The organism is Aeromonas dhakensis (assembly GCF_002285935.1).
Classification (GTDB): domain Bacteria; phylum Pseudomonadota; class Gammaproteobacteria; order Enterobacterales; family Aeromonadaceae; genus Aeromonas; species Aeromonas dhakensis.
The window spans coordinates 1,269,005-1,289,237 of sequence record NZ_CP023141.1 but is presented as its reverse complement, the minus strand read 5'-3'; the positions used below and the strand labels follow the sequence as shown (position 1 = coordinate 1,289,237).

Below are 20,233 nucleotides of genomic sequence, written 5' to 3'. Positions count from 1 at the left end.
TTTCGTACAACGACATGTGACGAAAAGGACATAAAAATGAACACTTCCACCGCTTCCGTTCGCAACAGCGCCATCCGTTTTGCCTCTTCTGCCGCCGCAGCCATGCTGCTGGGTGCCACTTTGTTGCCAGCTACTGCCTCCGCCTACGATGGCAGCGTCACCTTCACCGGTACCATCTACGAAGCCCCCTGTGACTTCGCCGACAACAGCGTGACCTGCTACTCGGGCACCCAGCGTCAGACCATGGATCTGGCCAGCCTGCAGCAAGCCGGCAGCCTCAATACCATCAGCAGCACCATGCAGTACAAGCTGTCTGCCGGCAGCAGCAACATGGCCATAGTGACCGTCAGCTACCTCTGAGCCCGTCACTTCCGTCACCCGCCCGAGGTTGTTCATTGCCTCGGGCGGATCTGCTCGCACCGTGAAGGGTGAGCACCCACTGCCATACTCAGGCAGCGGCTGATAACGCCTGCCCGCGACTCCCCATCACTTTTCCTCCTATTTTTTTCTGCGTCCATACCGAGCGCAGCCAACTGCCTTCTCACTACGCCCCCAACTTTCTGCTCAGACAAGTCAGCGCTTTTTCTGCGGGTTTGCCGGCTTCGCATTGTCGCGACGCCACATGACCAGCACATCTCAAACGAGACTTTGATCACAGTTGCCAGCCTCAGACTGAGATCCCCCCCAGATGGCAGATGAGTCCTTGCTATCAACCAGGCCCCCAATGGGGCTCACTTTGTTTTGATTCAATCTAAATAAATGATTTATATGGCCTGATTGGTGGGTTGATATCCTTTTGGAGCTGAATAGATTGCACGCGTCAATCACGCAGACAATCAAGCAAAGGGATAAAAATGAACAATCTGGGTACCAGGTTGCTGCTGCTGGCAGCACCGGGCCTGCTTGCCACTTCGGCGCTGGCCAACTACTCCCCCTCCGACTGGCAACAGTATCAACTCAAAGGTGAATCCAGCCGTCAGCTGGGGGATCAGCTCACCGAAGTGACCTACGAGCTGAGCGCCCGCAGCACCGACGCCCCCTATCAACAGCTGAGGGTGTATCGTCGCTTCGACTGGAGCGAAGCCAACCTGGCTGCGCTGGCAGAACAGCAGTGCGGCGAGCCGCAGCTCAAGATCGAACAGGGCTGGCAGATCCGCTACCTCAGCTGTGAAGAGGTGGTGCCGGCCGGCAAGGCCGTCCCGGCCAGCAGCTATGACTATGGCTACGGCATGAAGCAGGGCCGCTGGGAGCCGCTGGCAGGCACCCCGACCGCGCCGCGTCAGGATCGTCTGCCGCTGGCGGAGCGGGTCATCCTGGGTCATAGCGAGCAGGAGCTGGATCGCTGCGAGCTCAACGCCGAAGGTCGCTGCGCCGAGCAGGCATGGCAGTACCAGCCGCAAAACTGGCAGCAATTGAAGGTGCTGGAAGAGACCCCCAATGAACGGGATGGCCGCCTCGAGCAGATCTTCTTCCGCCTGCAGCCCATCGCGGGCAGCCAGGCCGCCAAGCAGGTGAGCGAGCTGCACGTCTGGCGCCAGTACACCTGGTTGCTGGACGAGATCAAGACCCAGCAGGAGTGCGATGAACCCCAGACCCGTCAGGAAGGGGACAAGACCATCAGCTACCGGGTGTGCCGTCAGACCCTGCCCGCCGGCAGCGAAGTGCAGGTGGTCTTGAAGGACACCGGCTATCAATACCCGGTGGGGGGCAGCGAATGGCAGACCCTGCCGGAAACAACCGAGTGGCAGGAGAGCCGGGTACTCAACCGCCCCATCGTGCTGGCCAGCAAGGAAGAGCAACTCGACTGTCGCCGTGCCGACGGCCGCGCCTGCTCCGAGCCGGATCTGCCGGGCACCGAGCTGCTGGACGCCGAAGCGGCCAAGATAGTGCAGGATGCCAGTGGCCAGCCTGCGCCGGTCTGGCGGGAGAACTATGGTCACGATGACACCAAGCTGCTGGCCGTGTCGCGCGGCATCCAGAGCCTGCTGGCGGCCAATCAGCCGGCCCATCCGGCCATGAAGCTGCTGCTGGAATACGTGCGCGCCCACAACTACCACAACTACGGCAAGCACAAGGAAGACGGCCCGGCCGCCGCCGAGGCGCTGGCCGAGGCATTGACGGCGCTGGGCGCCCATCCGCTGCTCTTCCCGGAGCAGGCCAGCGACGAGGTTGGTGCCGTCATGGGTGCCTGGAGCATCGCCCTGCACGGCCAGTTCAAGAGCCCGGCAGTGCAGGGCCGCTTTGGTACCCTGCTCGGCGAGTTCAACCAGATGCTGGCCTACAGCACCCGCCATGCCAGCGAGATCAACGGTCAGCACGCCTGGGCAACCGGCCTGTTCGATTTGCTCAACTTCCTCGACTTCGCCAGCGACTACAGCGACCCCTTCGCCAATGACTTCCGCCAGCAGGATGGCGAGCTACGCAAGCAGCTGCACGCCCTCGGCATGAGCGAACTCGCGTTGTGGCAAGGAAGGGATGGCGCCGATCTGTTCCTGCTCAACAACGTGCTGGATGCCTACACCCGTCTCTACCGGGTTGCCCGCTATACCCGCCCGGACGAGCTCGACGGCTACCGCAAGCTGCTGGATGACTCCGTCATCGCACTGGTTCGCCACCACGACCTGATCCCCGGTGGCCAGCAGAGCCAGGATCTGCTGGAAGACATGTCGCTGACCCTCTCCACCTACTACCTGACCTACACGGACCGCACCAGCGAGGCCTGCATCAGCGGTGACTTCGCCGGCCTCTGCACCCCCGTCCGGGTGGAGGACGTGCTGCCGTTCGAGCACACCTGCTCACCGACCCTGCGCCTGCGGGCCCAGGATCTGACCATGGATCAGGCCGAGGGGATCTGCCGTGAACTGGGTGCCGAAGAGCAGCAGTTCCACCAGCAGATGGAAACCGGCTGGCAGCCGGTGGCGGACGATCACAACGAGGCGCTGGAACTGGTGGTCTTCAACTCCTCCGCCGACTGGAAACGCTACGGCAGTGCCCTGTTCGGCGGCGTCTCCACCGACAACGGCGGCATCTACCTCGAAGGGGATCCGGCTCGCCCCGGCAACCAGGCGCGCTTCTTCGCCTACGAGGCGGAGTGGAAGCGCCCTGCGTTCCAGGTGTGGAACCTGCGCCACGAGTACGTCCACTACCTGGACGGCCGCTTCAACCAGTACGGCAGCTTCGGCCACTACCCGCTCAACCGCACCACCTGGTGGTCGGAAGGGCTGGCGGAGTTCGTCGCCCACGGCCAGTGCTTCGCCCGCGGTCTGGACAACGTCGCCGGCCGCCCGGCCAACGACCGTCCGGCCCTGGCCGACATCCTGCACCTGGATTACGACAAGGGTGGCGAGATGGTCTACTCCTGGTCCTACACGGTACACCGCTTCCTGAACGAGACCGGTCGCGGCGCCAGCTGGCTGGCCATGGCCCAGGCCCTGCGCAACCCGGATCAGCAGCAGGCCATGAGCGCCTTCGAAGCCGAGCTGGACCAGCTGATTGCCAATGACAGCGAGGCCTACCAGCAGTGGCTCGGCCGCGAGCTGCTGCCCTGGTGGGAAGCCAACAAGGACTCCGACGAGTGCAAGGCCAACGACTCCTCCCACTGAGGACGAGACGGGTATGACAAGGGGCGGCCATGGCCGCCCCTTGTTTATGGCGCCGTTTGATAAGCCCGGGATCCTGGCGCGCACTGCGACAACCTCTGCCCGAGTGAGACCCTGCGCCGCCATCAAACCTGACGCGCCACAACAACTTGTAATAGAATGGCCCCCTGTCTTCTCTTACTTCAGACCCGAACCGCACCGCGCATGAAGAAGTTTGCCAAGATCCTGCTCGCCTGCCTCTGCCTGTTGCTGGCCTCCATCGCCGCCCTGCTTGGCTACAGCGAGTGGACCGTCTCGGACGCCCGTCACTACACCTACGACGACGTCAACGCGGTGCCCTACAACCGGGTCGCCCTGGTGCTCGGCACCTCCAAATACCTGATTGGCGGCAGCCCGAACCACTACTTCAAATACAGGATCAAGGCCGCCGCCGAGCTCTACAACAACGGCAAGGTGGACTACATCCTGGTCTCCGGCGACAACGCCACCGTGCAGTACAACGAACCGCGCCAGATGCGGCGGGCCCTGATCCAGGCCGGCATTCCGGCCAGCGCCATCTACAGCGACTACGCCGGTTTTAGGACCCTGGACTCCATCGTGCGTGCCAAGGAGGTGTTCGGTCAGGCCCACTTCACCGTGGTCTCCCAGGCCTTTCACAACGAGCGTGCCATCTTCATCGCCCGCCATTTCGGCATCGAGGCGGTCGGCTTCAACGCCGTGGATCCCAGCGCCTATCAGGGCATCAAGACCCGGGTGCGCGAGGTGTTCGCCCGCCTGATGGGGCTGCTCGACCTCTACGTGCTGGACAAGGGTCCCAAGTTCCTCGGAGAGCCCATCGTCATCGGCGCTCCCGTACCCTGCCAGGCGTTGAGCACCATAGGGGCAAGCCAGCCCTGCCTGCCCATTGCACCGCCCCCCCATCAGCCGAAAGCCAAGCAGGCAGCGGCCGTGAGCGCGGCAACCGCCACCAGTGCAGCGGCTGCAACCAGCAGTGCCTTGGCCACCAGCGCAGCCGTGCCGAGCGAAGCTACGCCCGTGGATAATCCGGCGGCCGCCAGTGCGGCAAAGCCAACCGGCAGCACACTGACTCCTCAATAGCAGAGACCCGCCAACAGGCGGGTCTCTTTCATTGGGCTCGGTATTTCCGGCGATCAGGCCAGCGCCGCCACGTAACGCCGTGCTACCTCGTCCCAGTCGATCACGTTGTAAAACGCAGCGATGTAATCGGGACGCTTGTTCTGGTACTTGAGGTAGTAGGCATGCTCCCACACATCCAGCCCGAGTATGGGGGTGAGCCCCTCCATCAGGGGGCTGTCCTGGTTCGCGCTGCTCACCACCTGCAACTTGCCGCGCCCATCGACCACCAGCCAGGCCCAGCCGCTGCCAAAACGGCTCAGCGCCGCCTGGGTAAAGGCCTGCTTGAAGGCCTCCAGCCCACCCAGATCCCGCTCGATCGCTGCGGCCAGCTCGCCGTCCGGCTCGCCGCCACCCTGCGGACTCATCACCTGCCAGAACAGGCTGTGGTTGGCGTGACCGCCGCCGTGATTGCGCACCGCCCCCTGAACCTGTGCCGGCAGGCTGTCGATACGGGCAAGCAGCGCCTCCAGCGGCAGAGCAGCCAGCTCCGGCAGATCGGCCAGGGCGGCATTGAGGTTGTTGATGTAGGTCTGGTGATGGCGACTGTGGTGGATCTCCATGGTCAGCGCGTCGATATGGGGTTCCAGTGCGTCGTAGGCATAGGCAAGGGCAGGCAGGGTATGGCTCATGGTCACCTCTGTTTATTGTGATTAATGCAGTTGCGGGGCTGGCTCGGTCTGGCACAGACACTGGCCGAGGCAGCGGCGGATGCCGTCGTGGCTGCCGTGCTTGCGCACGAAGGCGAGCAATTCGGTATGGGTGCTGCGGGTGTGGCGCAGGGCGGCATCCCGCAGGGCGCCGGAGCTGGCGGGGGACTGGCTGGTGGCGAGCAGGCAGTCGTGGATGTGACACAGCAGGTCGGCGGCCCGATCCGGCAGCGCCATCGCCACCAGCAGATCCGCCAGGTTGTGGTGGGCCACCACCAGCGCGGCCACCGCCTCGTCCACATCGTGCCAGTCGGCAAACTGCTGGCGGGCCAACCACAGCGCCTGTTGATAGCAGGAGAGCGCCTTGGCGTGCTCACCGGCATCGAAATGGCGGTTGCCGCTCATGGTCTGCACCTTCCAGTGCACCATGCTGCTGTCGCTCTCCCCCGTCCCTACCCAACCTCTTACCCAGCTTGCCGACATAGGCTCCAACACCACAAATGATAATAATTATTATTTAACTTATGTAAGGGGCGAACACAAGGGATAGTTGTGCCGGCATAACCAACAATCCTGCCCATATGGGTAGGGCTTTTTTGAATCTGTCTGTTTGGTGATCATTTGCACAGATGCAAACGTCCCGTTCCGCCATGCTGGTCGGTATCGGCATGATGCCGGTGGCTGCCGCTGCGGCAGTCTCTCTTCACAAGGATGAACAAGATGAAAAAATGGCTATTGGTGCTGTTGTGCGCCCTGCCCATACTGGGCCAGGCGGCAGGTTATACCCAGACCCGCTACCCCATAGTGCTGGTGCACGGTCTGTTCGGCTTCGACAAGCTGCTCGGGGTCGACTACTTCTACGGCATCCCCCAGGCGCTGACCCGGGATGGCGCCAAAGTTTACGTGGCCCAGGTCTCCGCCACCCAGAGCTCGGAACTGCGCGGTGAGCAGCTGCTCAAACAGGTGCAGCAGGTGCTCGCCATCACCGGGGCGGAGAAGGTGAACCTCATCGGCCACTCCCACGGTGGCCCCACCATTCGCTACGTCGCCTCGGTCGCTCCCGAGCTGGTCGCCTCCGCCACCAGCGTGGGCGGGGTCAACTACGGCTCGGAGATCGCCGATCTGGTGCGCGCCAACGTGGCACCGGGCTCGGTGGCCGAGAAGCTGGCGGTAGCCGCCGCCTCGGCCCTGTCCGGGGTCATCTCGCTGCTCTCCGGGGGCAGCCAGCTGCCGCAGGATCCCCTCGCCGCCCTCGACGCGCTCACCAGCGCCGGTGCCCAGCGCTTCAACCAGCGCTACCCGGAAGGGCTGCCCAGCCAGTATTGCGGTGAAGGGCCCATGCAGGCCGCCAACGGGGTCTATTACTTCTCCTGGAGCGGGCGTGGCACCATGACCAACATCCTAGATCCGGTGGATCCGGCACTGGCGCTGACCGGCAGCTTCTTCAAGGAGCCCAACGACGGCCTGGTCGGGGTGTGCAGCAGCCACCTCGGCAAGGTGATCGGCACCGACTACCGGATGAACCACCTGGACGAGGTGAACCAGTCGTTCGGCATTCGCCACCTGTTCGAAACCGACCCGGTCAGCCTCTATCGCCAGCACGCCAATCGCCTGCAGGGTCTGGGGCTATGAACAAGGCCTGGTTGATGGCCGTTCCGCTGGGGGCGGCCCTGCTGCTGGGGGGCTGGCAGCTGTGGCCCGCCCCGAGCCCCGACTCGGCCGCCCCCATGACGCAAGAGACCGGGCCGGCCTCACCCCTGGCTCAGCAGACCGCCCCCTCGCCCGCTGAGCACTCGCTGCAGGCTCGCTATGAGGCCTTTCTTGCCGCCGAAAGCAGCCTGACGGTGCCGACCGATCCGGGCCTGGCCAGTCTGCAGGTACTGTTCGACGAGCGCGAGCAGTTGCGCCAGCAGAGCTTCACCCCGGCCGAGCAGGAGCAGCTGTTTGCCGAGGATCGGCTGATGGAGCAGTGGACCCTGCGCCGCAAGGCGCTGGCGGAGGCCAGCGATGCCGACAAGCCGCTGCTGGCGAGCGAGCTCGAGCTCTGGCTGGCGGAGCAGCCCCAGTGGTTTCGGGAGGCGGAGGCCAACAGCCGCCTGCTCGGCGATCTGCTGAGTCTGGAGCGACTGCCGGCGGCCGAGCGTGACGCCGTGCTGCGCGAGCAGCTGGGGCCGGAGGCGGTGGACCGGCTGCACCAGCTGGCGGAGAGTCAGCAGGGGTTCGAGCAGCAGCTGGCCGGCTATCTGGCCGAACTCAAGCCTCTGCCCGCCGAGCGGCGGGCCGAGCAGCAGTCGGAGATCCTGGCGCGCTGGTTCGAGCCCGGCCAGTGGCGACGGGTAGAAGCCCTCACCCGGCTCAGGCTGGGCGAGTAACCGCCAAAATAACCAAAATAAAAAAGGGGCCCACATCTGGGCCCCTTGCTTTGCTGCAACCGTGCTTACAGCGGCTTGTTGGCACCTGGCAGCGGCTGCCAGGTGAGGCGGGTCACCTGGGGACCCTGCACCTCGCACTTGAGGCTCAGATCCTGCCACCCCTTATCCTGGCGCAGGGAGACTTCACCCTCGATGCCCTCGGCGTGGCTCTTGAGTTTGGCCGGCTCGAAGGTCACCTTGTCCCCCCCGGCCAGCGCCATCAGCTTGCCGTTGCAGAGCCAGTGGGCGAGCTCCGCCCCCTTGAGCTTGACGCCCCCCTTGGCCGCCTTCTGTTCGGCGGCGCTCGGTGCAAACAGCTGGCCCAGCTCGGCCGCCCGTTTGGTGAGCCAGGCTTCCCGCTGCTGCATGCTCATCTTGCTGACGAACTCGGCGGGCTGTCCCTTCTCGTCCAGCCATTGGGTCAGCTTGCCGCCGTCGTCAAAGGCGAACTGGGCGGCGGGCTCCTTCACCCCGAACAGCTTGCCGCCCTTGAAGTAGTAACGGCTCTCCCCTTCCTGCTTGCCCTGCTCGTTCATGATGGGCACGGCGATGATAACGGGAGCGCCATCCACCCAGGCCTTGATGTCTATGCCGTCGTGGCTGAACAGACGGGTATCGAGGGCACTCTCGGCCCCCTTTTCCATCAGGGAGAACTGCTCGGCGAGGGAGGCCGCCATCGAAGGCAGGGAGCAGAGCCCCAGTCCCAGGCCGAGGCTCAGGGCGATCACGGTATTGCGCATAAGTGTCCTGTGATTGGCCGAAGGGCCAAGGTTAGCTTTCTATCAGCCAGGCCCGCAGCTCCTCCCGGTGGCGATCGCTCAAAGGAATGGACTGGCGGGACTGGTAGTCAAAATGGATCAGGGTGGTTTCGGCGGTCACCGCCAGTTCGCCCTCCTGCCAGGCTTCCTGCCAGAGCGTGAAGGAGCTGGAGCCGATGCGGCGTACCCCGGTCTTGATCAATACCTGCTGGCCGTAGAACAGCTCCCGTTTGAACTGCACCGTGTAGCCCGCGATGATCAGATGCCAGTTGTGCACATCCAGCTCGGGGGAGAAGATGCGAAACAGCGGGTCGCGGGCCGATTCAAACCAGACCGCCGGCACCGTGTTGTTGATGTGGCCGAGGGCATCTGTCTCTTGAAAACGGGGTTGGATCTGCATTTCCAGCATGGATATCGACTCCTTGTCGTTGGACCGCGCTCAGGCTAACGCGGCCCGCCTCTGGACTCAAGCTCCCCCGTCGTATCGCCGGCGCCGACGGCCAGCTCCGGGCGCAGCCAGGCGCTGCGAAAATCGAACCAGCCGAGCGCCGTCATCCGCACTCCGTGCACCCCGACCCGGCTCTCCAGCTCCAGCCAGTGGTGAAACAGCGGCACAAACCAGCCCCGCCGCTGCACATTTGCCAGCAGCGCCCGCGGCCCCGGCTCCTCGCCGCTGGCACGCCACTGCGTCAGCCCCTGCCACAGGCCATGCTGGCCGCCCCACACCTTGCGCAGCAGCGGGGTCCCCTGCAACCAGGCGTAGGGGGCGAAGTCGTGTTCGTGCTCCAGGTTGAGGGTGCCGAGCCAGAGATCCACGTCCTCGTCCGCCCCGCTCACCCAGCGGCCGTAATCCAGGGTGCGTACCTCGAGCTCGATGCCCTGCTCGGCCAGCAGGCTGCTCATGGCGTTGGCACACTCGTTGAACTCCAGGTGCTGGTTGAAGCAGGCCAGCACCAGCTGACGCGGCCGCCCGGCCGGCGCCGGCAACGAGGCTGGCTGCGCCTCGCGCCAGTGGGGCAAGAGACCCAGCGCGCTGGTCCAGCCCCGCTGCAGCTCGGGGGCGACCCGAGCCATCAGGGCGATGGGGTTGAGCAGGCCCGCCAGCCATTGGCGCAGGGCGGGATCCTGCAGGGCGCCGGAGCGCTCATCCTGCAGCAGGAAGTAGCAGCCGGATTCGAGCTCGGACTCGCCACGCATGGTGCCGAGCTCCGGGCTGTCGCGCCCCAGTTGCAGGTGGCTCTCCAGCCGCTCCGCCAGCTCCGGCAGCATCCAGATGTCGATCTCGTCGAGCAGGGCGCGCAGGCCGAAGTAGTCGTCGAATGCCTCCAGGCACAGGTGCATGGGATCGTTGGCGGTCACCCGATAGGGGCCGGTGCCCACCGGCTGCAGGGCAAAGCCCGCCTCCCCCTTGAGCTCGCGCGGCAGGATGACGGCCACCGGCTCGGCCAGCAGGTGGGGCAGCAGGGGATCCGGGCTGTCGAGGTGCAGATCCAGGGTGCGCGGCCAGGGGCTCTCCAGCCGCGCCAGATGGGCGAACAGCGGACGATCCCGCAGGCTCTGCAGGCTCTCCGTCACGTCCTCCAGCGTCAGGGTGCGGCCGTGGTGAAAGCGCACCGCCGGCCTCAGGTAGAAGCGCCAGTGACAGGGGCCGAGGCACTCCCAGTGGTGGGCGAGATCCCCCTCGATTTCCCCATTTTCCTCATTTCGCCGGGTTAGGCCGTTGAAGATCTGGCGGCTCAGGTGGATTTCGGATCGGCGCAGCGGGCCGGTGGGCAGCAGCTGGGGCAATGGCCGGTAGTAGGGCACCCGCAGGATCTGGCGCCCTTCCCGGGTGGCCTGGCCGAGCTGCTCGATCAGCAGCGGGGTGAGCAGATCGAGGCGATCTTCCGCCAGCCGCACCGCCTGAGCCAGCTGGCCCTGGCTCAGCAGCTCCCGCAGTCGGCGCCGGGTCAGGCTCTCCTGGTTGTCCAGCAGGGTGAGGCGGGAGCGCCGCCCCCGCCCAGCCTCGGCGGACCAGCCGAGCCAGCCCTGCTCCTGCATGCGGCGCAGCAGCAGGCGGGCGTTGCGCGGGGTACAGCAGAGCAGATCCGCGACCTCGGCGAGGCTGATTTCCCGCTCGTCGCAGCCAAGCTGCTGGGCGAGCCGTTGGAATTGCTGGTAGAGGCGGCTGGTGGGCATAAAAGAGGAAATCCTTGCTCTAAAAGTCATCAGTTTTTACTTCCGCATTTTAGCTCAATACTGCTGACGAACGTGAGAACCACAGCGCAGGAGCCCCATCATGAGCCACGCCAACCCCATCAAACCGAACCGGATCCAGCAGATCCTGCGCCGTTACTTCAAGCGGATCCTGCCCCGCCCGCTGCCGCTGATCGAGGATCCCATGAGCCAGCTCAACCGTCTGATGCAGTGGGACATGCACCAGATCGACGACAAGGAGTATCGCCGCCGCCTCTGAGCCGGCCTCCCTCACGCCCCGACGAGATTGCTTTGCCGGATCTGATGGTTTACATCGGCCAAGGGCCTGATAGATTGGACGTCTATCCATCTATGACTGCTATCCAGCAACATCCAACAAGGAGTGTGTGATGAAAGATGCGACCCTGGCCCTGCACCACGGCTTTGCCAACGACCCCACCACCAAGGCCGTCGCCGTGCCCATCTACCAGACGGTGGCCTACGAGTTCGAGAGCGCCCAGCACGGGGCGGATCTGTTCAACCTAGCGGTGCCTGGCAACATCTACACCCGCATCATGAACCCCACCAACGATGTGCTGGAACAGAGGATGGCCGCACTGGAGGGCGGGATTGCCGCGCTGGTGGTCTCGGCGGGTTCTGCCGCCATTACCTACGCCATCCAGGCGCTGACCGCCGCCGGCGATAATATCGTCTCCACCCCCCAGCTCTATGGCGGCACCTACACCCTGTTCGCCCACATGCTGCCAAGCTTCGGGGTCGAGGTGCGCTTCGCCAAGGATGACAGCGCCGAGGCCATCGCCGCCCTCATCGACGACAAGACCAAGGCGGTCTACTGCGAGAGCATCGGCAACCCGGCCGGCAACATAGTGGACATTGCCGCCCTGGCCAAGGTGGCCCACGCCCGCGGCGTGCCGCTCATCGTCGACAACACGGTCGCCACCCCGGTCTTGTGCAAACCCATCGAGCACGGCGCCGACATCGTGGTGCACAGCCTGACCAAATATGTCGGCGGCCACGGCAACTCGCTGGGGGGCGTGGTGGTCGACTCGGGCAAGTTCCCCTGGGCGGATCACGCCGAGCGTTTCCCCCAGCTGACCCAACCCGAACCTTCTTATCACGGGGTGGTCTACACCGAGGCGTTCGGGCCGGCCGCCTTCATCGGGCGGGTGCGCACCGTGCCGCTGCGCAATACCGGCGCGGCGCTGGCGCCGATGAACGCCTTCCTGCTGCTGCAGGGGCTGGAGACCCTGAGCCTGCGCATGGAGCGCCACGTGGACAACGCCCTGCAGGTGGCTCACCACCTCAAGCACCATCCCAAGGTAGCCTGGGTCAGCTACGCCGGGCTGCCGGGTCACCCCCACTACCTGCTGGCGGAGAAGTACATGGCCGGCCGCCCCTCCGCCATCCTCTCGTTCGGCCTGAAAGAGGGCTACGAGGCGGGGGTGCGCTTCTACGATGCACTCAAGATCTTCAAGCGGCTGGTCAACATCGGCGACGCCAAGTCGCTGGCCTGCCACCCCGCCTCCACCACCCATCGCCAGCTCAGCGAAGAGGAGCAGACCAAGGCCGGGGTGAAACCTGAGATGATCCGGCTGTCGGTAGGGATCGAGGCCATCGAGGACATACTGGCGGATCTGGATCAGGCGCTGGAGGCCTGAGTCAGGCGTTGAACGAGCGGGCATCAGCCCGCTTTTTTTAGCTGCAGCGGTGAACCCGTCGCCGCGCCGCTGCGTACTACCGCTTCTTGTCACTGCGTCGAGGTATTCATGATAGTCCTGCACCACCTGAACAAATCCCGCTCCCAGCGCATCATCTGGCTGCTCGAAGAGCTGGGCCTGCCCTATGAGATCAAGGCCTACCAGCGCGATGCCGCCACCTTTCTGGCGCCCCCCGAGCTCAAGGCCGTCCACCCCCTCGGCAAGTCGCCGGTCATCGAGTTTGACGGCCAGGTGCTGGCGGAATCCGGTGCCATCACCGAGTACCTGATCGCCCGCCACGCCCCGCAGCGGTTGGCACCGGCCGCCGACAACCCGGACTATGCCGAGTACCTGCAGTGGCTCCACTTCGCCGAGAGCTCCGGCATTTTGCCGCTGTTGCTCGATATGTTCGTGCGCAAGGACGGCAGCCCGATGCGCTTCCTGCCGGACTACGCCAAAGCCGAGTGCGCCAAGGTGCTGGGCTATCTCGACGAGGTGCTGGCAAGCCGCCGCTATCTGGTGGCCGATCGCCTCACCGGCGCCGACATCCTGAACTCCTTCCTGGTGGATCTGCTGGCGCAAAGCGGACAGCTGACCCAGTTCCCGCATTTGCAGGCCTACTGGCAGCGCCTCAACACTCATCCGGCCCGCCAGAAGGCGGCGGCGCTGGAGCGCGAGCTGGACCGCAGCGCCGGATAAGTGGCCAAGCGCCCGGCGCCACCATGCAAAACGCCCCTATGATCGGGGCGTTTTCTTTTCCGTTGGTCAGCCGGTAAGCAGAGGGCGTGGGAGAGGATCCGCGCCACTATGGTTGCCAGGATGACTTACAGCGCGTGGGAGAGGATCCTGGCGACCTTGTCCGGATCTATGTCCTGCTGCTCCCCGAGGGCGGTCAGGCCGAACAGCTTGAGGTTGGAGCAGATCCCCGGGATGCAGCGCGCATCCAGGCCATAGTCGGCGAGACAGGTGCCCACCCCCATCTGCTGGAAGAACTGCTCGGTGCGGATGATCGCCTCCTCGATGCGCAACGCCTTGTCCTCGCGGCTGGAGTGCCACACCCGCTCGGCGAACTGGGCCAGCTTCTCCTGCTTCTGGGCCGCTTGTTCGCGCAGCAGGGAGGGCAACACCACCGCCAGACTCTGGGCATGATCCAGTCCGTGCAGGGCGGTGAGCTGGTGACCGATGGCGTGGGTGGACCAGTCCTGAGGCACGCCGCGACCGATGAGGCCGTTGAGGGCCAGGCTGGCCGCCCACATCAGGTTGGCGCGCACCTGGTAGTTGGTGGGCTCCGCCAGCGCCCGCGGGCCGTTGTCCACCAACACCTGCAGCAGGCCTTCCGCCAACCGGTCCTGCACCTCGCCCCCCACCGGGAAGGTGAGGTACTGCTCGAGGATGTGGACGAAGGCATCCACCACCCCGTTGCCCACCTGGCGCGGCGGCAAGCTGTAGGTGGTGGTGGGATCCAGCACCGCAAACACCGGCTGCACCAGCGGGTTCATGAAGGAGAGCTTCGCCTCCCCCCGGCTCACCACGGCGGCCGGGTTGCTCTCCGAACCGGTGGCCGGCAGGGTCAGCACGCAGCCGAGCGGCAGCGCCGCCTTGATGGGGGCCTTGTGCAGCAGGATCTCCCAGGGATCGTCCCCCTCGAAGCGGGCCGCGGCGGCCACGAACTTGCTGCCGTCCACCACTGAGCCGCCACCCACCGCCAGCAGGAAGTCGATGCGCTCGCGCTTGACCAGATCCACCGCCTCCATCAGCTGGTCGTACTGGGGATTGGCGCCGATGCCGGGGAACTCCAGCCACTCCCGGCCTGCCAGCGCCTGGGTCAACTGGTCATAGACCCCGTTCTGCTTGATGCTGCCGCCGCCGTAGAGCACCAGCAGGCGGCTGCCGGCCGGGATCAGTTCGGGCAGTTTGGCGATCTGGCCTTCACCGAAACAGACGCGGGTGGGATTGGCATATTGGAAGTTGTACACGGCAGAGCCCTCGGTTGAATGCATGCAGAGGGATTGTGCGCCTGTGGCCCCCACAGGTCAAAGAACGCGGGCACGCCCTCACATTGCACCGCGGATGCGGGTTGCCGGCAGGGCCGCTCATCCACTGTGGTCAGCGGGGGCAAGGGCTTGCCCCCGCTGACCATGGATTGCCGTTCGAGTCATTCCGCTGCTCAGGCGCTCTTGCTCTCTTCCTTGCTGCTCTTCTTGCCTGTGAGGCGGTCCATGGCGTCTTGCAGCATGGCGTCCCGCTGCTCGTTCAACGGCTTGCTCTGCTCCGCCCGCTCCTTGGCGCTCAGCTGCTTGTTGTCGGCAATCGCCTTGAGCTTCTCTTCTATCTCGTTGAACTGCTTGCGATCAAAGCCGAGCGCCTTGTCCACCAGCTGCTGCAGCACGCCCCCCTTGTCGGAACTCATGTCGAGCGCCGGCGGCAGCTTGCTGTTCTTGGCCAGGTGTTCATAGGTCAGCGCCTGCTGGGCCTGGCCGGTTATCCGTTGGGAGGAGAGGTTGACCAGATCTTCCCAACCGCCGCCACCCTGACCGCTGTCGGCGCTGCTGAGGGTCGCGAGGGCGCGATTGTTGGAGGCGCTCTGGGCAAGCTGCTGGCTGTAGGGTTTGATATCCATGGGGGCTCCAGTCTGCATGCCAAACCGGCATGACGAGGTCGCTGATTCGATGGTATGAGGCGCCTGGCCCCATCATTGGCAATAAAACCAGCAAGTTGCAGGCCAACTTGTCAGGGTGAACGAGATCCCCACCGTGGCGAGCCTGCCGCCGGTCACGGACCTGATGTGGCGTCAGAATCATGACTCATCCGCTGCTTTTATCCCGATTTTCGACACATACAACTACCTATAAAACTCCTCGCCACATAAACAGCAGGAACGCCTTGTCGATCACAAAACAAACAACCAGTGAGGCATACAATTTTGGCGCACCATCGGGCAAGCAAGCAGCGTTATGGATGATATGTTTGCGAAATCAAGCAGATGCAGACCTGTCTACCGTCGGATCCCCGACCCAGTCCGGTCACTCCCGGCCGCTTCTCCCGCCCCCTGACGCGCATCCACCGCAACCTTTCGGGCATAACTATGAAAAAACACACCTTGAGTCTTCTCTCCGCCACCCTGCTCACCCTGCTTGGCACCAGTGCCGACGCCTGTACCGGCCTCATCGTCGGCAAGGGCGCCAGTGCCGATGGCAGCGTGATGATCGCCAGAAACGAGGATTTTGGCGTCAACAACTGGAACAAATACCTGGCCTTCCGACCCGCGCAGCAGAACGAGGGCAAGGTCTGGAAGCTGGGCAACGGTCTGGAAGTGCCCATGCCCAAGGCCTTCCTCGCCTACTCAGCCATTCGCGACTGGGACGCCGCCACCAGCGACCCGGATGGCAAGTATTACGAGGAGCGCGGCATCAACGAAGCCAACGTCGCCATCTCGGCCACCACCAGCGCCGAGGTCAACGACAAGGCCCAGAAGGCCGATCCGCTGATCGAGAAGGGGGTCATCGAGGCCATCATCCCGACCCTGATCCTGCCGCAGGCCAGGACGGCCAAAGAGGGGGTAGAGCTGCTCGGCCGCTATGTGGAGCAATATGGCGCCGGTGAGGGCAACAGCCTCTATCTGGCGGATGTGAACGAGGCCTGGCTGATGGAGATCGGCTCCGGCCACCACTGGATAGCGGTACGGGTGCCGGACGACAGCTACGCCATGGTGGCCAACGGCCTGCGCATCCACGGCGTCAATCTCGACGGCGCCGATGTGCTGCACTCGCCCAGACTGCTGGAGTTCGTGCGCGAGCACAAACTGCTGGATAAGGCCGACCCGAAAGAGTTCAACTTCGCCAAAGCATTCGGGGTGATTGCCGACCCCTACAACGTGGATCGGGAGTGGCTCGGCCAGAAGATGCTGACCGCCAGCCACCCGCAGCCGACCCGCCAGGCGCAATATCCGCTGTTTATGAAGCCGGATGCCCCCATCGCCGTGCCGGACGTGGCCAGGCTGCTGAGCGCCACCTATGACGGCACACCGCTGGCGGGCAAGGCAGAGCGGCCGATCCGCATCGATCGCCAGCTCGAATCCCACGTCATCCAGCTGCGCAAGGAGATGCCCAAAGAGCTGCAGGGGCTCATCTGGCAGAGCTACGGCGTGCTGGCCGAATCCGTGATGGTGCCGCTCTACAACACCCTGGAGTCCTATCCCCTGCCCTACCGCACCGGCAGCGACAGCTACTCCGATGATTCCGCCTACTGGCAGTTCCGCAGCCTGACCGCGCTGGCCAGCGCCGATCCGGACAAATACCTGCCGCTGCTGCGCGGCGTCTGGAGCAAGGAGAGCAGCAAGCTCTACAAGGAGGTGGCCCTGCTCGACCAGAGCCTGAAGCAGGCCTATGCCGGCGACAAGGCCACCGCCATCGGGCTGGCATCCGACTACTCCTATGGCCAGCTGGAGAAGAGCTATCAGATGGCCAAAGAGCTGCGCTACAAGCTGATGACGGATCTCACCAAGCGCACCGAGCAGAAGTATTCGCCGGAGGAGTTCAAGAAGATCATGAGCCTGTAAACAGGCCCCAAAACAGAGAGGCTCCCAGGGGAGCCTCTCTTGTTTCATCCGCAGCAGCCATCAGCGACGGCTGATATGGAGCGGGCCGAAGGTCTGCGCCACCGGCATGATCTCGATGCTGTTGATGTTGACGTGAGCCGGCTGCTGGCTGATCCAGAGCACGGTATTGGCGATGTCTTCCGGCTGGATCGCCTGCACCCCCTGATAGACGGTGGCCGCCTTGGCGTCGTCACCGTGGAAGCGCACGTTGGAGAACTCGGTGCCGCCGCACAGACCCGGCTCCACGTTGGTGACGCGGATGGCGGTGCCCGCCAGGTCGGCGCGCAGGTTGAGGCTGAACTGCTTCACGAACGCCTTGGTGGCGCCGTAGACGTTGCCGCCCGGATAGGGGTAGGTGCCGGCGATGGAACCGATGTTGATGACGTGACCGCGATTGCGCTCGACCATGCCCGGCAGCAGCAGGCGGGTGAGCAGGGTCAGACCGCTGATGTTGGTGGCGATCATCTGCTCCCAGTCTTCCAGGTCTGCCTTGTGGGCCGGCTCCAGCCCCAGCGCCAACCCGGCGTTGTTGACCAGCAGATCCACCTCGCGCCACTCGGCCGGCAGCCCATCGATGGCGGCGCGGGTGGCCGCCTTGTCCTGCACGTCGAACACCAGCGGCAGGAACTGGGCGCCCAGCTCGTCGGCCAGCGCGGCCAGCCGTTCGGCGCGGCGGCCGGTGCCGATCACCTTGTAGCCCGCCTGCACCAGCTGACGGCTGATGGATTCACCAAAACCGGACGAGGCGCCCGTTACCATTGCAATCATCTGAACCTCCATTTCTACAGCGCTATTGTTATTTATCTGTTTGAAATCAATCTTATTCATCGCTCAATTCACGCCCGCTTGCCTTGCGCCAGATGAACACCAGCAGGTGGAGCAAAAACAGGCCCGATCCCCCCAGCGCAAACAGCAGGCCGGTGAGGGCATTGACCGAGGTGTCGGCGCCACACCACCACCAGACCAGCCAGCCGACCAGGCCGATGGCGAAGGTCTGGCCGGCGCAGACCGGGCAGCGCCCCAGCTTGGCCCTGATGGCGGTGGCGAGGCAGTTGTCGCAGCTCATCCCCTCTCCTCTTCTCTCCTCTCTCCAGCCAGCTTCAGCACCAGCCGGTGGGCATGCTGACCGTGGCCATAATAATCCGGCAGCTTCTGCCTTGGCCGAAAACCCAGCCCGCGGTAGAGGGCCTGCGCCTCTTCATTGGCATCGCCCACCTCCAGCCGGATCGCCCCCCAGCCGGCCTCTTTGCCCTCCCGGATCACCTGCTCCAGCAGGCGGCGGGCCCAGCCCTGGCGGCGGATGGTCCAGCGGATGGCGAGGGTCTGGATGATCAGCCGATCCCAGCCCCTGTGCTCCAGCAAACAGAGGTAGCCCATCAGCTGCTCCTGCTGGTCCAGCACCAGCAGGGTGCGCCCCTTGGCCTGGGTCAGCAGATAGTGCCAGCGGCAGCGCCCAAAGGCGACTTCGGGGGGAAAACAGTAGCGTTCCAGCTTAACGATGGCGCCCAGATCATCGGTCCGGGCCGCGCGCACGGTCAACACGGGGAATCCTTGTTCGGTTATTTATCTTCATCACCAAAAATGCGACTTGTATCACAAGTTACCAAGGCGGCATATTAGGCACTGTAACCTCTTGTTTCCCCTCGCGCCATTGTCGTGCTTGTCGGTGCATCGAAGCCCACTGGGGATCCTGCCGCTTAAGGCAGTTTCATCTGTGGAGCCGAAAAAATGAGTACCTACGTCATCGTCGAAGAGCTGGGCGACTGGCCTTGCCATGCCGATTATCTGCTGACCGCCCGCACCTACCTGCAACACGGGGTGCCCACCACCGGCGGCCGTCCCCGCATCATCAACCTCTGCCGCAACCTGGAACACCTCGGTGCCGGCTACTACTGCTCGCTGCTGGCCCAGGCCCGCGGCCACCACTGCCTGCCGGGTTTGCAGGCCATCAGCCAGCTGCAACCCCAGCAGCCGCCGGCCAAGCTGTGGCGCAAGCTGCAGGGCTGGCTGGCTCAGCAGAGCGAGGATCGGATCCGGGTGCGCGCCATCTTCGGCCAGTGCGAACAGAGCGAGCTGGCCGGCCTGGCCCGCTACTACTACGGCCTCAGCCAGCTGCCGCTGCAGGAGCTGACCCTCAAGCGCGGCCGCCACGGCTGGTCGGTGCGCCAGCAGCAGAGCCTCTCCCCGTTGGAGCTGAGCCCAAGCGAGCAGACGCTGATGCTGCACCACGCCCAGGCGCTGGTGGGCACAGGTGACGAGGAGCAGGCGGCGCCGCTCTACCAGCTCGCCATCCTGGTCGACCCCAACGACGGTCGCGCCAGCAGCGATACGCTGGCGCTGGAGCGCTTCATCCAGGCGGCCGCGGCGCAGGGGATCCGGGCCGAGATCCTGGCACCGTCCGCCATCGAGCGGCTGCCGGAGTTCGATACCCTCTGGCTGCGCTCCGAGACCGCGGTGGGCCACTACACCTTCGAGTTTGCCCGCCGCGCCGAGCAGCTCAAGATGCCGGTGATCGACAGCTCCCGCGCCATCCTCGCCTGCAGCAACAAGCTCTACCTCTACGAGCTGATGGTACGCAGCGGCGTGCCCATGCCGCCCACCATGGTGGTGACCCGCCGCGGCCGCCACCACGTGGATGAGCTGGTGCAGCGGCTCGGCCTGCCGCTGATGGTGAAGGTACCCGACGGGGCGCAGGGGCGCGATCTGGCCATGGCCAGCGACGAGCAGCAGCTGGCTCGCCTGCTGGACGAGGGGCTGGGCCGCTCCGCCCTGCTGCTGGTGCAGAGCCGGATCCCCGCCGAGTTTGACTGGCGCATCGGCTTTCTCGACGGCTCGCCGCTGTTTGCCTGCCGCCGCTTCCGCCCCGAACCCGGCAACCGCATCCGCCGCCGCAAACACCCCCTCGACATGAGCCGCATCGAGGCGTTGCCGCTCAACGAGGTGCCGGAGCGGGTGTTGCAGACCGCCCGCCGCGCCGTTCATCAGCTCGGCAACGGCCTGTTCGGGGTCGATCTGCGCCAGCAGGGGCGTGACTGCGTGCTGCTGGAAATCATCGACAATCCCTGGATACGTGGCGATATTGAGGACAGAGAGGCAAAGGACCTCTACGAGCGTCTCGCCCGGGCCTTCCGCCAGCGGCTGGAAAACCGGGGGCAGAGCGCGGCCGGATAACAAGCATCGAGAGCAGAGGT

At 64.7% G+C, this 20,233-nt stretch carries 20 protein-coding genes; 10 read left to right on the top strand and 10 right to left on the bottom strand.

Annotated elements, in window-relative coordinates; translation table 11 throughout:
• Window positions 1-36 precede the first annotated feature (36 nt).
• The 3 genes from CK627_RS06385 to CK627_RS06375 all read left to right on the top strand — a co-directional run bounded on the left by CK627_RS06385 (window position 37) and on the right by CK627_RS06375 (window position 4,697).
• Window positions 37-360 carry a YmdA family protein gene (locus CK627_RS06385; RefSeq protein ID WP_167385292.1) on the top strand — a complete coding sequence of 108 codons (324 nt, stop codon included), beginning with the start codon at window positions 37-39 and terminating at the stop codon, window positions 358-360.
• A gap of 494 nt (window positions 361-854) precedes the next feature.
• Entirely contained in the window at window positions 855-3,602 is a 2,748-nt protein-coding gene (locus CK627_RS06380; RefSeq protein ID WP_095591930.1) for a collagenase, read from the top strand.
• 156 nt (window positions 3,603-3,758) lie between these two features.
• A complete protein-coding gene (locus CK627_RS06375) occupies window positions 3,759-4,697 on the top strand; it encodes a SanA/YdcF family protein (protein WP_095591929.1) in 939 nt (312 codons plus the stop codon).
• A gap of 53 nt (window positions 4,698-4,750) precedes the next feature.
• Here CK627_RS06375 and CK627_RS06370 read toward each other — a convergent pair whose 3' ends face one another.
• Both CK627_RS06370 and CK627_RS06365 read right to left on the bottom strand, forming a co-directional pair.
• Window positions 4,751-5,365, bottom strand: a complete 615-nt coding sequence (locus CK627_RS06370; protein WP_095591928.1) for a superoxide dismutase — start codon at window positions 5,363-5,365, stop codon at window positions 4,751-4,753.
• A gap of 21 nt (window positions 5,366-5,386) precedes the next feature.
• A complete protein-coding gene (locus tag CK627_RS06365) occupies window positions 5,387-5,812 on the bottom strand; it encodes a DUF2753 family protein (protein WP_010635274.1) in 426 nt (141 codons plus the stop codon).
• A 291-nt stretch (window positions 5,813-6,103) separates the two neighbouring features.
• Between CK627_RS06365 and CK627_RS06360 the strand changes: the two genes are divergently transcribed.
• A complete protein-coding gene (locus CK627_RS06360) occupies window positions 6,104-7,015 on the top strand; it encodes a lipase family alpha/beta hydrolase (protein ID WP_095591927.1) in 912 nt (303 codons plus the stop codon).
• Complete coding sequence (locus CK627_RS06355) at window positions 7,012-7,755, top strand: lipase secretion chaperone (RefSeq protein ID WP_095591926.1); 744 nt, start codon at window positions 7,012-7,014, stop codon at window positions 7,753-7,755. Before CK627_RS06360 ends, CK627_RS06355 begins: the two co-directional genes overlap by 4 nt.
• Before the next feature lie 65 nt (window positions 7,756-7,820).
• Here the strand turns inward: CK627_RS06355 and CK627_RS06350 are convergent, their stop codons facing one another.
• Genes CK627_RS06350 through sgrR form a run of 3 tightly spaced genes read right to left on the bottom strand, consistent with a single transcriptional unit; the run spans window position 7,821 to window position 10,730 of the window.
• Window positions 7,821-8,534: a hypothetical protein gene (locus CK627_RS06350; protein WP_095591925.1), complete on the bottom strand. Its 714-nt coding sequence runs from the start codon at window positions 8,532-8,534 to the stop codon at window positions 7,821-7,823.
• 31 nt (window positions 8,535-8,565) lie between these two features.
• On the bottom strand, window positions 8,566-8,961 hold the full coding sequence (locus tag CK627_RS06345) for an acyl-CoA thioesterase (protein WP_017783630.1): 396 nt from the start codon (window positions 8,959-8,961) through the stop codon (window positions 8,566-8,568).
• A gap of 35 nt (window positions 8,962-8,996) precedes the next feature.
• Complete coding sequence (gene sgrR / locus CK627_RS06340; protein WP_167385291.1) at window positions 8,997-10,730, bottom strand: HTH-type transcriptional regulator SgrR; 1,734 nt, start codon at window positions 10,728-10,730, stop codon at window positions 8,997-8,999.
• Between the two features lie 100 nt (window positions 10,731-10,830).
• Between sgrR and CK627_RS06335 the strand changes: the two genes are divergently transcribed.
• The 3 genes from CK627_RS06335 (at window position 10,831) to CK627_RS06325 (ending at window position 13,144) form a co-directional block, all read left to right on the top strand.
• Window positions 10,831-11,007, top strand: coding sequence for a hypothetical protein (locus CK627_RS06335; protein WP_017764594.1), 177 nt, complete (start codon window positions 10,831-10,833; stop codon window positions 11,005-11,007).
• Window positions 11,008-11,137: 130 nt separating this feature from the next.
• Window positions 11,138-12,406 carry an O-acetylhomoserine aminocarboxypropyltransferase/cysteine synthase family protein gene (locus CK627_RS06330; protein ID WP_017781004.1) on the top strand — a complete coding sequence of 423 codons (1,269 nt, stop codon included), beginning with the start codon at window positions 11,138-11,140 and terminating at the stop codon, window positions 12,404-12,406.
• Between the two features lie 108 nt (window positions 12,407-12,514).
• Window positions 12,515-13,144, top strand: a complete 630-nt coding sequence (locus CK627_RS06325) for a glutathione S-transferase family protein (protein ID WP_167385290.1) — start codon at window positions 12,515-12,517, stop codon at window positions 13,142-13,144.
• A gap of 125 nt (window positions 13,145-13,269) precedes the next feature.
• Here CK627_RS06325 and CK627_RS06320 read toward each other — a convergent pair whose 3' ends face one another.
• Together CK627_RS06320 and CK627_RS06315 are read right to left on the bottom strand one after the other, a co-directional pair.
• Window positions 13,270-14,445: an iron-containing alcohol dehydrogenase gene (locus CK627_RS06320; protein ID WP_095591922.1), complete on the bottom strand. Its 1,176-nt coding sequence runs from the start codon at window positions 14,443-14,445 to the stop codon at window positions 13,270-13,272.
• 167 nt (window positions 14,446-14,612) lie between these two features.
• A complete protein-coding gene (locus tag CK627_RS06315; protein ID WP_095591921.1) occupies window positions 14,613-15,065 on the bottom strand; it encodes a hypothetical protein in 453 nt (150 codons plus the stop codon).
• Window positions 15,066-15,530: 465 nt separating this feature from the next.
• Between CK627_RS06315 and CK627_RS06310 the strand changes: the two genes are divergently transcribed.
• A complete protein-coding gene (locus CK627_RS06310) occupies window positions 15,531-17,003 on the top strand; it encodes a C69 family dipeptidase (protein ID WP_157737153.1) in 1,473 nt (490 codons plus the stop codon).
• Window positions 17,004-17,063: 60 nt separating this feature from the next.
• On the opposite strand, the gene CK627_RS06305 is transcribed toward CK627_RS06310, so the two are convergent.
• Genes CK627_RS06305 through CK627_RS06295 form a run of 3 tightly spaced genes read right to left on the bottom strand, consistent with a single transcriptional unit; the run spans window position 17,064 to window position 18,584 of the window.
• Window positions 17,064-17,810 (bottom strand): SDR family oxidoreductase, encoded by a 747-nt coding sequence (locus CK627_RS06305; protein WP_010635286.1) that lies wholly within the window; start codon window positions 17,808-17,810, stop codon window positions 17,064-17,066.
• 52 nt (window positions 17,811-17,862) lie between these two features.
• On the bottom strand, window positions 17,863-18,108 hold the full coding sequence (locus CK627_RS06300; protein ID WP_005308310.1) for a DUF3624 domain-containing protein: 246 nt from the start codon (window positions 18,106-18,108) through the stop codon (window positions 17,863-17,865).
• A complete protein-coding gene (locus CK627_RS06295) occupies window positions 18,105-18,584 on the bottom strand; it encodes a GNAT family N-acetyltransferase (RefSeq protein WP_095591919.1) in 480 nt (159 codons plus the stop codon). The genes CK627_RS06300 and CK627_RS06295 overlap by 4 nt, the downstream gene beginning before the upstream one ends.
• A 186-nt stretch (window positions 18,585-18,770) precedes the next feature.
• On the opposite strand from CK627_RS06295, the gene CK627_RS06290 reads away from it, so the two are divergent.
• Entirely contained in the window at window positions 18,771-20,213 is a 1,443-nt protein-coding gene (locus CK627_RS06290) for a RimK family ATP-grasp domain-containing protein (protein ID WP_095591918.1), read from the top strand.
• The last annotated feature ends 20 nt before the right edge of the window (window positions 20,214-20,233 follow it).